Origin of the sequence: Lactobacillus sp. (assembly GCF_051873315.1) — a bacterium.
In the GTDB taxonomy this organism is placed as follows: domain Bacteria; phylum Bacillota; class Bacilli; order Lactobacillales; family Lactobacillaceae; genus Lactobacillus.
In genome coordinates this window covers 1-12785 of sequence record NZ_JBJEES010000029.1, presented here as the reverse complement: position 1 = coordinate 12785, position 12785 = coordinate 1, and the positions used below count along the sequence as shown (strand labels likewise).

Sequence of the window (12785 nt, the reverse complement as noted above, 5' to 3'; positions counted from 1 at the left end):
GTCTGGGAATTCAAACCATTGACGTTAATCCAGCATATACGTCTCAGTTCTGTCCAAGATGTGGTGCGCATTTCAGTGAAAGAAAAGGTGCACATCATGAAACAGCCGTCTGCCCAAACTGTGGAGAAATGAACGCAAATACAGCAGCAGCGGTAAATATTTTGCAAAGAGCGGATGACAAAGAAATAACGAAATATATGCCATACAAGAATGTTAAGTTGATTCTTGAAGACCGTTACGCAAACAAACAGTTGGTGATGGCATAGTCTATCAATCAAAGCGTCACAAGCGTGGGTTCGTCCCTGCTTCAAGTCATGGACTGGGCGCTGCCCTAGAGCCTCGGCACTAGGGAAACTTAGGATATATTCCTGCCCGTTTTGTGAGACTGAGCTTTCGGGTTTTGTTAAGCAAAATATGGCGAACTCTTTGACTGTGCGTATGATAAAAGTATCAGAAGCTAAGGGAAACTTTAGTGGAGGTACATACAACTGAGCGCACAAGGCATTTCCCCGTGAAAAAGCCTAAAAAAATCCTCTAGCTTCAGCTAGAGGACAAGAATATGTTCATTAGTGTTCACTTGAATATTAATGGATATGTTTTTGAATTCGGGATGCTCTGGATGATAAAGAGTATAGAGATGCGAGTTTAATAACGCTGCTGTCAAATGCTGAGGATTTCATCCGCACTAATTCTAAAAATAGGTGGACGATTAGGGGAATGGTAAGAGAAGAGAAAAGCGATTATCCATTCAAAGCAGTTAGAGAAGTTCTCGTGAACGCTTTAATCCACCGGAACTATCAGATTTTAGGAACTGAAATTCATGTGGATATCTTTGATGACCGCATGGAGATAATGTCCCCTGGTGGAATGATGAGCGGCAGTCGTATACAGAATATGAATAAAGAACATATTCCCTCAATGAGAAGAAATGAAAAGATTTCAGATATCTTTGGGCGGCTGGGTTTTATGGATCGTAGAGGTAGCGGTATTCAGCGCATACTGAATTCGTACAAGAACTATAGCAAAGAGCCGACTTTCTATTCTGATGAAAACATCTTCCTTGTTACTATGCCCAACAGAAGCTTTACGGGCACTAAGAGAGTACAAAAAATCCCGCCACAGTATACTGGAAAAGTCACGTTAGCGAACAAATCTAAGGGTCAAACGGTTGAGAAAAGTTCGCTAACGAAGAAAGTTGTCGGCCAAACCGATAAGAAATCCACGTTAGCGAACAAATCTAAGGGTCAAACGGTTGAGAAAAGTTCGCTAACGAAGAAAGTTGTCGGCCAAGCCGATGAGAAAACCATGTTAGCGAACAAATCTAAGGAGCAAATGGCTGAGAAAGGTTCGCTAACGAAGGAAGTTGGGCCACAAACCGATGAGAAAGTCACGTTAGCGAACAAATCTAAGGGCCAAACGGTTGAGAAAGGTTCGCTAACGAAGAAAGTTGTCGGCCAAGCCGATGAGAAATCCACGTTAGCGAACAAATCTAAGGGTCAAACGGCTGAGAAAAGTTCGCTAACGAAGAAAGTTGTCGGCCGAACCGATGAGAAATCTACGTTAGCGAACAAATCTAAGGGGCAAATGGCTGAGAAAGGTTCGCTAACGAAGGAAGTTGTCGGCCAAGCCGATGAGAAATCCACGTTAGCGAACAAATCTAAGGGGCAAATGGCTGAGAAAGATTCGCTAACGAAGGAAGTTGTCGGCAAAATCGATGATAAAGTAGCGTTAGCGAATAAACTTGTCGGCCAAACCGTCGAGAAGAGTGCGTTAGCGAATAAACTTGTCGGCCAAACCGTCGAAAAAAGTGCGTTAGCGAATAAACTTAGCGGTCAAATCGTTGAAAAAAGTGCGTTAGCGAATAAACTTGGAGCACAAAATATTGAAAAGAGCTTTTTAGAGTATGAGATAAAAGCAGAAGATTTACCGATCAGATTAGACCCGCCTGCAGTAGACAATATAATTGACGCAATTGAAAAAATTGGCAAGCAAAAGAATAGACAAGGTCCCTTTCAAGCTCGAACATTAGAGAAACTAGCTGATTTTTATATGAAATATAAATCAGATTATTCATTCAATAGAGACGCATTGGCCATCTTTTTTAATATTAGGCCTGATGCGGCAACAAGGATTATACGAAAATGTTGTGACCTTGGAATTATGAGACGGGAAAAGAGAGGCGTATACTTCTTTATAAATTTAGATTAGGTAGTAAGAGCTAAAGCTTGCTGCTTTAAGGGAAAGAAGGAGGCAGGAAGATGAAGCTGTATCAGCCTTTGGAGATTACAAAATACCAGCATGAGTATGACACAGATTTCTCCGTTGAAACGGAATATCTGTGGCGTTTAAACAATGTTTCAGCAGTTGTGACTCAGATGCATCCCTTGCTTGACTACAAAAAGGACGGCCGGCAGACCGCACAGTATCCGCTCTTCTTCATTTACACGACTGAGATGGTTAAGCTGTTCAGCAAGTTTAACCGCAACTCTTGGGAGCTCGTTCAAGTAAGTCAAGATTTGCCCGAGGCAGCTGTCAGTCACTTTCTGGATGACCTCCTTCTTGACGAAATCATTAACACCAACAGTATAGAGGGCGTCGAAACCGATGCAGCCGAACTTAGCGCAATCATCAAAAGTATCGGTGATCATCCAGAAGAGCAGGGGAAGCGGCTTGGGTCAATGGTTCGCATGTACCAAGGTAGCCTTCCAAAAATCAATTGCTTACACGATTTCCGTGATATCTACGACGAACTTCTTAGAGGTGAAATTCCAGCAGACAAGCAGCCAAACGGCCAGCTTTTCCGGGATGAACTGCCCTATGGCACCATCGTAATTGGCTCAGCTACCAAAATCGTCCATGTTCCGCCGGTATCTGAACTTGCTATCTCTAAGGCCTTAAGCAGCTTGATTACCTTTATGAACAAAGCCGATTTGCCAGCAATTTTCAAAGCTCTAATAACTCACTTCTTCTTTGAAAACACGCATCCCTTCTTGGACGGCAATGGCCGGATGGGCCGGTATCTTTTGTCTGCCTATCTGTCTGGCAAGTATGATCGTTTTACTGGCTTTTCTGTTTCTACGGCAATTCATGCTCAGCTGCCTAGCTACTACCGCATCTCCAAAGAAGCTGATAGAGCAGAAAACAGGGCAGAGCTGACTTTCTTCGTTGAAGAAATGCTACGGATCTTAACTGCTGGACAGGAGAGAGTCCTAAAAAGTCTGCGCTGAAGTTGAGAGACCATGTACATGACTGTTTTTTTAGAATAACTAAGTTGTCGGCAGTGCATCTGTTTGACATGTACACGTAAGGCAGGTATAATAAAATCATGATTACTAGCATAGCAGATAAAGAGACTGAGAAAGTCTTCAATCAAATTTTTTCAAAGCGTATTCCGAAAGAAATTCAAAGAAAAGCTTTGATGAAATTGATTATGATCGATGCGGCACAATCATTAAATGACTTGCTGATGCCACCTGCAAACAGGTTGGAAAAGCTGCAAGGAAATAGAGAAGGACAATACAGCATCCGAATTAATTCGCAATACCGGATTTGCTTCAATTTCGAAGACGGAGATGCTGAAAATGTCGAAATAGTGGACTATCACTAGAGCTTAGAGGTGACCGAAATGACTGAACATATCAAGACGCCTACAGTTGGTGAAATTCTCAATGAAGAATTCATGCAGCCGTTAGACCTTAGTGCTTACAAGCTGGCACAGTACATTAATGTTCCAACGTCTAGAATCCAGGATATCTTGCATGACAGACGGAAAATCACTGCTGACACTTCACTCAGATTAGCCAAGTTCTTTGGCGTGTCAGATACTTACTTCCTTAATCTGCAGAGTGATATTGATCTGCGGGATGCAAAGAAGAAGCTTAGCCGTGACTTGTCAGCAATTAAGCCTTTTACAGAGGTACAGGCCAAAAATAAGGAATCTCTTAATTAATTTCTTGATCCAGATCAAGGCCTCGCGAATCTAACCAAGCTACAATAGCCTTATCTAAATAGATGAGGTGATCAAGATGAACGAAAAAGCAGATTTGAAAGACCGGCTGACGCCAATGCAGTATGCCGTGACCCAAAACGCGGCGACTGAACCGCCTTACACCGGTGAGTACGACGACTTTTTTGAAAAAGGAATCTACGTCGACGTAGTCAGCGGGGAAGCCCTCTTTTCCTCTTTGGACAAGTACGATTCCGGCTGTGGTTGGCCAGCCTTTACCAAGCCCCTCGCTAAACTTACCCAGCACCGGGACCAGTCCTTTGGCATGGAAAGAACCGAAGTCCGCAGCCGCCAGGCTGACTCCCACCTGGGCCACGTCTTCACCGACGGCCCCTTGGACAAGGGCGGCCTGCGCTACTGCATCAACTCTGCTGCCCTCAAGTTCATCCCTTACGACCAGCTGGAAGAAGCGGGTTACGGCGAATACCGGCAGCTTTTCGAATAAACGAAAAAACTGACGACTTCCTTGCTTTGGAAATCGCCAGTTTTCTTCTTTTCTAACCTAAAATTGCCTTGTCGCTGGCGAATTCCTCGCCGGACACGACTTCGAACTGGTGGAGCAATTTCTCCACTGTCAGTTTCTTCTTTTCTTCGCCCTTGATGTCCAAAACGACTTTGCCATCGTTCATCATAATCAAGCGGTTGCCGTGGGCAATGGCATCCCTCATGTTGTGAGTCACCATAATCGTGGTCAGTTTGCCTTCCTTGACGATCCGGTCGGTCGCGTTTAAGACCTTTTCCGCCGTCTTCGGGTCAAGCGCCGCCGTGTGTTCATCCAAGAGTAGAACCTTTGGCTTGACCAGAGTTGCCATCAGCAAGGTCAAAGCCTGTCTTTGCCCGCCGGACAAAAGGCCTACTTTAGCAGTCAACCGGTCTTCCAGGCCCAGGTTGAGCACCTTCAGCTTTTCCTTGTATTCTTCCCGTTCTTTAGCGGTAACTTCCCACTTAAGCCCTCTGCGCTTGCCCCGCCGGGCAGCTAAGGCCAAGTTTTCATCAATCTGCATGGTTGCCGCCGTCCCGGTCATTGGATCTTGGAAGACCCGGCCGATCCAAGGCGCCCGTTTAAAGTCCGGCAGGCCAGTTACGTCTTGGCCATCGATAACGATAGAGCCCGTGTCAACCGGCCAAACGCCCGCGATGGCGTTCAAGGTGGTTGACTTGCCGGCCCCGTTGCCCCCGATAACCGTCACGAAGTCGCCGTCTTCCAGCTTCAAGTTGACCCCGTTCAAGGCATGCTTTTCATTAATCGTCCCGGGGTTAAAAGTCTTGGTAATGTTGGTCAGTTCTAGCATTTTTAAGCCCCTTTTCTAGCATTCTTGCCCGCCTTGGCAAAGGAGTTCTTGGCCCGGCTTCTCAGGTATGGCACCGCCAAGAAGAGGGCAACGATGATAGCCGTGAACAGCTTCATCATGTTCGGGTTCATCTTCAGCCACAGAACCAAAGTGTAAACCACGTAGTAGATGATCGCCCCGACTACGACGAAAATCAAGTGGCCGGCAAAGTTGAGCTTCTTGCCCAAAATTGCTTCGCCTAAAACTTCACCGATGATGACAGCAGCCAGGCCGATAACGATTGACCCACGGCCGGCGTTGACGTCAGCAAAACCAGAGTACTGGGAGGACAGGGCACCGGCCACGGCAACTAAGCCGTTGGAGATGGCCAGACCTAAAACCTTCATCCGGTTGATGTTAATGCCTTGTGCCTTGCTCATTTCCGGATTGCAACCGGTCGCTCTAAGGGATGACCCAAGCTCAGTCCCGAAGAACCAGTACATCAAAGCGACCAAAGCGATGACGATCAAACCGCAGACCAAGATAGATTCGTTGACCGTCAAACCAGAGATAACCAGGCCAGGGGTCAAAGAGCTGATGGCCGTGTTGGCCTTGAAGTCCATGATGGCTAAGTTGATGGAGTAGAGGGCATACTGGGTCAAAATCCCGGCCAGGATTGCCGGAATCCCAAAGAGGGTGTGCAGCCAGCCCGTTACCGCGCCGGCCAATAGACCTGCTAAGAGGGCTACCAGAACCGTCAGCCAGGGGTTGACGCCCTTCATGATCAAGACGGCTGAGACTGCCCCGCCTGTAGCGAAGGTCCCGTCAACCGTCAAGTCCGCGATGTCCAAGATCCGGAAAGTAATGTAAACGCCCAGGGCCATAATGCCCCAGAAGAGCCCTTGCGCGACTGACGCTGGCAAACGGCCAGCCAAGTCGAGGAAGCTCAATGATGATAAGTATCCTGCCATAATGTCCTCCAGTCTCAAGCAGCTTTTTACAAAATGAAACTAAAAACTAGTTCTTGTAAGCCTTGTAGCCGGCTGGAACCTTGATGCCCAGCTTCTTGCAGATGGTTGGGTTGTATTCCTTAACTGGGTTCTTGTAGTATTGAACCGGCATTTGACCGACCTTCTTTTCGCCCTTGAGGATTTGCACGGCCATCTTGCCAGTTTGCTTGCCCAGGCCGTAGTAGTCGATAGACAGGGTGGCAACCCCGCACTTGCTCATGATCCCTTCTTCACCGGCGATGATCGGCACCTTGGCCTTCAGAGCCACGTTGTTGATGGTCTTTGCACAGGATGCGGCAGTGTTGTCGGTTGGGATGTAGATGACGTCGCTGGCACTAGCTGCCTGCTGGGTAACAGAGTTGACGTCGTTGGTGTCGGAAAAAGTGTACTTAGTGACCTTTAAGCCGTCCTTCTTGGCGTACTTGGCCACTTCATCAGCCTGGTATTTGGAGTTTGGCTCAGCTGAGCAGTAGAGGATGCCCAGCTTCTTAGCCTTAGGAACAAAGTCCTTGATCATTTTTTCCTGCTTGTCCAAAGGAGCAAGGTCGGAAGTCCCGGAAATGTTGCCGCCAACCGTACCGTTGAACTTCTTCAGGTTCAAGGCCACTTGGTAGTTGGTAACCGCCGTTCCCAAGATTGGAATTGACTTAGTAGCCGCGCTGGCTGCCTGCAGGGATGCCGTCGCGTTGGCCAAAATCAAGTCTTCATTTTCAGAAGCAAAGTTGTTGCAGATCGTGGTGGCTGTTGAGGAGTCACCTTGAGCGTTTTGCGTGTCGAACTTGACATGGCTCTTCCCCAGTTCCTTGGTGACTTCATCCTTGAAGCCCTTAGTAGCCGCGTCCAAGGCTTCGTGCTGGACCAGCTGACAGATGCCGATCTTGTAGACCTTGGAAGAAGACTTGCTGGATGATGATGACGATGATGAGCTGCAGCCAGCTGCCGTGAGCGCCATGACGGCTGCGGCAGCGGCGACCATAATTCGCTTGACCTCTTTCATGATTTGTTCCTCCCATATCAGACAAAAAGTAATTTAATATTTCTGTAATCTTTATTTCATAGTCTTAATTTTAAAGGAACTTGGCTTATTGTCAATAGATTTTTCTTTTCAACTGCTAAAAAGATCTCTATTGATAAAACTGCTTATTTTTTGTCAGAGAAAAAGAAATACCGCTAAAGATATCTGCTTAGCGGTATTTCTGAATGATTGAGTTCTGAGGATAATTAGTGATAAAAAGCTATTGATAAGAGATTAGGGAGAATAATCGGATTTTAGTCCAGCATCTTCTTCTTGAGCATAAAACTCATTTCGATAACCAAGAGGACGCAGCAGATGCCGCCGAAGATAAAGCCAAACTGGGAGCTAGTGTTGTCAAAAATCTTCCCAAAAGCAGCATAGAAATAGGTCGACACGAAGTTGGCCACGGAACCGGCTGACAGGGCCAGGCCAGTCAAGCCAGCTGAGTTTTCCTTGGTGGAATTGCGGTTGACGGCGGCCATAACGTATGGCATAAAGAGGCCGAAGGCCAGGGCAACCATGCAGTCACCGGTGATAAAGGCACCCATCCCGTCGCCCAGGCCCATGATGAAGTTGCCGGCCCCAATCAAGGCGATAGCTAAAATCCCGGCATATTTCTTGGCCAGCTGCATGTACTTGCCAAAGAAAAGGCCAGCTACCAAGGAAATGATGGCAACGCCGGCTGTAACATTGGCGGCGTCAGTCGCGGTCCCGGAATGAGTTTCCACGACTGTTAGGCTGAATTCCAGGATTCCGGAACTATAGGCCATATTAAAGAGGAACATGGCCAGCATCCACCAGATGACATTCAAGTTGAGCTTGGTCTTACCTTTAGCTGGCATATCTGCTGGAGCTTGAACTTTTTGGTCTTTTGGCAGGTAGATCCAGGTCAGGAAGAAAATGATCAAACCGATCAAGTAGACACTAAAGCCGGTCCGCCAGCTGGTTTGGATGAAGAGGCCAACGATAAAGGTCATCAAGGTGTTGGCCAGGCCGGAAAAGGCACTTTGGAAGCCCATCAGCTTGTTTCTTTCCTGGTCGGTGTAGTAGTCGGCCAAAAGGCTGGTACCGATTGGCTGAACCAGGCCCACGCTGAAACCCAAGAAGAGGCGGGCAATCAAGATGACGGTGAAGCTGCTGACAAACATGGGCACGATCCCGCTGGCCACGAAGAGCAGGGCCCCGAACATAAGCAGGTTCTTTTTGCCAAATTTGCTGGTCAAAAGGCCAACCAAAACCAGGGCTAAAAGCTGGGTGGCGTTAGGCAGGGAGACGAAGGACTTGAGCATGACGTCTGAGATGCCTGGATAGCTGGCCTTTAAGCTCGGCAGGAAGACTGAGCCCAGGCCCACCCCAGTTAAAAGCAGGGTGGAAGACAGGATCGCGGTCTTGAACATCAAGCTGCCGGAATTGACTTGCTTTTTGCTCTTACTCATTGTGTTCTCCATGACCCTAGCCTTCTTTCTGCATAATCTGGTCGATCCAGGCGAAAAGATCATCTAAGTCATAGTCGCCGCTGTGCGGGATCCCCCATGGCAGGGCAAAGTCGACTTCCTTGTCCTGGTTGGCCAAGAGGGTGGCCAGGATTACCGGAATAGCAAAGGAAGTGTCCCGGTCGCTGGCTCCGTGCCGGATCCGCCAGTACTTTGGCGTGTCTGTCTTGCCGCTGAGCAGGTGGGTAATCGGGTTGACCGCGGCGATCAAATCTGCCGGCGCCAAAGTTGTGTCTACATGGCTGTGTTCTTGAGAGAACTGGGTAAAGTGCCGGGGCTGGCCGCCAATCTCACTGAAGAGGTCGGTTTCCGGACTTTGAGCATCCAAGTCATCAAAGGCAGGAACAGCCTTCATTCTGGTGATGAAGTGGAGGTACTTGTCCCAGTCAAGGCCGGTAACCTTGCCGTCTTCAACCGTCAAGTAGTCAGCTTCCGCTAATTCCGGCTTGTCAGCCAATGCCTTTTGGGCAGAAGCCTTCAAGTATTTGACGATTAAGTCACGGAAAGAGCCGCTGCCGTCTGGGTTTAGGGAAAGAAGGGTGCCAGTTTCCGGATCCTTCAGCTCTAAGGAGTTGAGGTAGGCAATGAACTGGTCTTTTAATTGCGGGGAGAGGGCCTTTTCTTCCTCAGTCAATTCACCGGAGATTGGGACAAAGTTCGGTTCCCCATCCTTGAAGCCGTCAATCTTGGTCCGGTGCCAGTCGTTGATCCCGCAGAATTCCCATTCATAAGCGGCGTCGGCGTGTTCCAAGTTGTGGATCGGGCAGTAGGCGGAAACGGCAAAGATATCGTCAGTCCCAGGTGCTGCTCCGATTTCTGCCAGATATTTGGCAAAAAAGCTGCTGTTGCCGCTAGCACCCGTCAAGGCACTGGTCGCCCCGCCGGCACTGGTCCCGTTGGTGATGATTCTTTGGGCGTTGCCTGGCAGGCGGCCAGAGTTGAACTTAACCCAGCGAACTGCTGCCTTCATGTCGACGATAAAGGCTGGTGCCTTGCCGCTTGCCAAAGTCCGCCCGCGCAGACCAGCTGAAATTACGACATAGCCGCGCTTTAAAGCAGCCACGATGGTTTTGGAGTTGGATGGAAAATTCTTGTTGCCCGGGTAGTCGCGGGGACCTGGCATATAGCCGCCAACCGTGTTGGGCATAAAGATCGGGGCGGTTTCTCTGCTGTAGGCAGCGCACTTTTCGCCTTTAGCGTAGGCGGCGGGAGCGAATACATTCACTTTCTGAATTGGATCTGCAGGCTTAGCCACGTAGTCCAATCCTTCCCAGCTGCAGTATGCAAAGCCGTCCTCTGTCTGCTTGACCGTGTATTTTTCCGGGTCAAAAAGTAATTTTTTGCTTGCTTCTGTCATGTTTTATCTTCCTCCTTCAGATTTCTTACTTAGAATTCTAGGAGGAGAAAACGCTTTTATCAATTCGCTTTAAGCTGGGACTTATTCCAAAAGGTAATCATTTACCCAGGACGATTTCAATGAAGCGGCGGATGTGTTTGGGCGGGCGCTGCTGGTCGTCTAAGAGATGAGGGTTTACCACTAGATTGAGGTAGAGGGGCAGATCTTCTTTAAGGGGGATGATGACCGTGTCCTTGGCCTGGTAGTATTCGGCCTGCTTTCTGGGCAAAATGGCGGTGCCAGCGTCAGCTTGGACCATGGAGACCAGGTTTTCAATCCGGTTGGCGGTAAAAACTACGTTAGGGTACTTGTTCAGATCCGTTTGGTCATGATTTTCATAATAGTTGGCAAACCACTGGCTAAGCAAGCGGTATTCCGGGCTGGTCATGGGTGTGGACAAGAGGGGTTCGTCTTCGAGTTCGGCTAGACTGATTTGATCTTGGCTGGCTAAAGGCGAAGCGGCTGGGCACATGGCGACCAGATCTTCTTTTAAAATGTTGCAGCTGGCGGGAGATTTTTTAGCCGGGGCGGTTTCTCTGACGAAGACCAGGTCGACCTTGTCCTGGTCAAAGCGGGTGTTGATCTCTTCCGCGGCCAGCTCCTGGACATTGCATCTAAGGCGCGGCATGGCGATCATGGCTTGTTTGATGAGGCGTAAGAGGCCGTACTCGATCATGACGGCAGTTGAGCCGATGTTGATCTCGATCTTTTCGTTGGCTTGATTTTCCTTGAGGGCGGTCAAGAGCCACTGGTTGGCGTCCAAGATTCCGTGCCCATAGCGGACGACCAGGAGGCCGGCTTCGGTTAGTTCAAAGTTCCGCCCCTTGCGCCGGACCAGCTGGCAGCCCAGGTCCTTTTCCAGACTTTGGATGTGCTTGGTCAGGGTGGACTGGGAAATGTAGAGGGCGTCGGCTGCCTTTTGGTAATTTTTGACTTGAGAGAGGGTGATAAACTGTTGCAGGTATTCGATTCGCATCTCTGAGCTCCTTTCTTTTGACCTACTTTAGCAAAAAAAGGGAAAGATTCTTTTAAACTGCATGAAAAAAGCGCTCGTTTGAGCGCTCTTTTCAGGATTATTCAGTAAAGAACTTCTGCAGGCGGCTTGCCGCGTCCTTGACTTGGGCGAGCGGGCAGGCCAGGCTGATTCTGATGAACTTATTGCCGTTGCCCCCGTAGACAGTGCCCGGATTGACGATTAGGCCCGTCTTTTCCCGCAGCTGCCGGGCAAATTCAGCGCTGTCGTCAGTGACGGAGCTGACATCGACCCAGACCAGGTAGGTTGAATTCTCAGAAGCCAGCTTGATCTGGGGCAGATTTTTCTTCAAAAAGTCAGCCAGGTAGTTCCGGTTCTTCAAAACATAGTCTTTGAGCTGGTGGACCCAGGCATTGCCTTTGGTGTAGGCGGTAATTGATGCCGGGATAGCCAGCAGGTTTGGTTCAGCAACGTCGTATTTGTTGACGGCGCGGACGAAGCGCTCGCGCAAGATTGGGTCGGACACGATCGCCGTAGCGGCGTGCAGGCCGGCCAGGTTAAAGGTTTTGCTTGGCGAAACCAGGGTGATGGCGTTCTTGATCAGCTTTTCATCCAGGGAGAAAACCGGCGTGTAGTCATCGCCTTCTAGGACCAGGTCCCCGTGAATTTCGTCACTGATGACGATGACGCCGTGCTTTTGGGCCAAAAGCAGGATCTTTTCCAGCTCCTCCTTGCTCCAGACATGGCCAGTTGGGTTGTGGGGATTGCAGAGGATCATCATGGTGGTCAAAGGATCGGCCATTTTTTCCTCAAGGTCGGCCCAGTCAACGGCATAACGAAGCTTGTCCGGGTCATAAGTCATCTGGCTGGCCAGAACCTGCCGGCCGCTGTTGATGATTGAGTTGTAAAAAGTGTTGTAGATCGGCTCCAGCATTAAGACTTTGTCGCCGGTCTGGCTGAAATGGTTGACGCTGGCCGTAATTGCCGGGATCACCCCGGTCATGAAGGTCATCCAGCTGGTTGGGGCGCTGGATGCGTGCTCTTTTGCATACCAGGACTGGACGGCCTTGAAGTATTCTTCAGTTGGGTACTCGTAGCCAAAGACCCCGCTGTCCACCTTTTCGTGCATGGCTTCTATGATCTCCGGGGCGGTCTTGAAGTCCATGTCTGCAATCGTCATCGGCAGCTCGCCGTCTTTGACCTCCCACTTGATGGAGTTGCTGGCCTTGCGGTCAATCATCGTATCAAAATCGTAGTTCATTTTTTCTCCTATTCGTGTGCTGCTAAAAGCGGAATGTTGTCATTTTTTAAATAGTTCACATATTTTTGCGCCTGCTCAGCCAGGTCGCGGTCAGAAATTGACGATGCGCCGGCCGTCACGAAAGGCGTCAAATACTTGGTGCCGATTAAGTTGCTGGTTGCCTGGAAGGGCCGGAGCAGTTCGCTTACCGTGTAGTTGACGGAGCCGCTGTGCTGGTAGTTGTCAGCCGGAGCGCCGGGGGAAACGGCGACCAAGAGCTCCTTGCCGTGCAGCTTGGTCCCGGTTGACCCGTAGGCCCAGCCGTATTCCAGGACCAGGTCCTCCCATTTCTTCAGAAGGGGCGGGCAGCTGTACCAGTAC

14 protein-coding genes are annotated in these 12785 nt (G+C 49.2%); 6 read left to right on the top strand and 8 right to left on the bottom strand.

Going from position 1 to position 12785, the window contains the following annotated elements:
- From ACI32D_RS01355 to msrB, 6 genes are all read left to right on the top strand, one after another.
- Nucleotides 1–266 (top strand): zinc ribbon domain-containing protein (locus ACI32D_RS01355; protein WP_439774870.1); only part of this gene is annotated, 266 nt, incomplete at its 5' end.
- Between the two features lie 451 nt (nucleotides 267–717).
- Complete coding sequence (locus ACI32D_RS01350; RefSeq protein WP_439774869.1) at nucleotides 718–2208, top strand: ATP-binding protein; 1491 nt, start codon at nucleotides 718–720, stop codon at nucleotides 2206–2208.
- A 50-nt stretch (nucleotides 2209–2258) separates the two neighbouring features.
- Nucleotides 2259–3227 (top strand): Fic family protein, encoded by a 969-nt coding sequence (locus ACI32D_RS01345; RefSeq protein WP_439774868.1) that lies wholly within the window; start codon nucleotides 2259–2261, stop codon nucleotides 3225–3227.
- Nucleotides 3228–3325: 98 nt separating this feature from the next.
- Complete coding sequence (locus ACI32D_RS01340) at nucleotides 3326–3607, top strand: type II toxin-antitoxin system RelE/ParE family toxin (RefSeq protein ID WP_439774867.1); 282 nt, start codon at nucleotides 3326–3328, stop codon at nucleotides 3605–3607.
- Between the two features lie 18 nt (nucleotides 3608–3625).
- Entirely contained in the window at nucleotides 3626–3949 is a 324-nt protein-coding gene (locus ACI32D_RS01335) for a HigA family addiction module antitoxin (RefSeq protein WP_439774866.1), read from the top strand.
- A 76-nt stretch (nucleotides 3950–4025) separates the two neighbouring features.
- Entirely contained in the window at nucleotides 4026–4451 is a 426-nt protein-coding gene (gene msrB / locus ACI32D_RS01330; RefSeq protein ID WP_439774865.1) for a peptide-methionine (R)-S-oxide reductase MsrB, read from the top strand.
- A gap of 52 nt (nucleotides 4452–4503) precedes the next feature.
- On the opposite strand, the gene ACI32D_RS01325 is transcribed toward msrB, so the two are convergent.
- The 8 genes from ACI32D_RS01325 to ACI32D_RS01290 form a co-directional block, all read right to left on the bottom strand.
- A complete protein-coding gene (locus ACI32D_RS01325) occupies nucleotides 4504–5298 on the bottom strand; it encodes an ABC transporter ATP-binding protein (RefSeq protein WP_439774864.1) in 795 nt (264 codons plus the stop codon).
- 2 nt (nucleotides 5299–5300) lie between these two features.
- Nucleotides 5301–6248 carry an ABC transporter permease gene (locus tag ACI32D_RS01320; RefSeq protein ID WP_439774863.1) on the bottom strand — a complete coding sequence of 316 codons (948 nt, stop codon included), beginning with the start codon at nucleotides 6246–6248 and terminating at the stop codon, nucleotides 5301–5303.
- A 46-nt stretch (nucleotides 6249–6294) separates the two neighbouring features.
- Nucleotides 6295–7284: an ABC transporter substrate-binding protein gene (locus tag ACI32D_RS01315; RefSeq protein WP_439774862.1), complete on the bottom strand. Its 990-nt coding sequence runs from the start codon at nucleotides 7282–7284 to the stop codon at nucleotides 6295–6297.
- Nucleotides 7285–7556: 272 nt separating this feature from the next.
- Nucleotides 7557–8738, bottom strand: coding sequence for an MFS transporter (locus ACI32D_RS01310; RefSeq protein ID WP_439774861.1), 1182 nt, complete (start codon nucleotides 8736–8738; stop codon nucleotides 7557–7559).
- A gap of 16 nt (nucleotides 8739–8754) precedes the next feature.
- Nucleotides 8755–10152, bottom strand: a complete 1398-nt coding sequence (locus ACI32D_RS01305) for a subtype B tannase (protein ID WP_439774860.1) — start codon at nucleotides 10150–10152, stop codon at nucleotides 8755–8757.
- Nucleotides 10153–10249: 97 nt separating this feature from the next.
- Complete coding sequence (locus tag ACI32D_RS01300) at nucleotides 10250–11167, bottom strand: LysR substrate-binding domain-containing protein (protein ID WP_439774859.1); 918 nt, start codon at nucleotides 11165–11167, stop codon at nucleotides 10250–10252.
- Between the two features lie 97 nt (nucleotides 11168–11264).
- Nucleotides 11265–12425 (bottom strand): MalY/PatB family protein, encoded by a 1161-nt coding sequence (locus ACI32D_RS01295; protein ID WP_439774858.1) that lies wholly within the window; start codon nucleotides 12423–12425, stop codon nucleotides 11265–11267.
- An 8-nt stretch (nucleotides 12426–12433) separates the two neighbouring features.
- The coding region (locus ACI32D_RS01290) for an NAD(P)H-dependent oxidoreductase (RefSeq protein ID WP_439774857.1) at nucleotides 12434–12785 on the bottom strand (352 nt) is incomplete at its 5' end.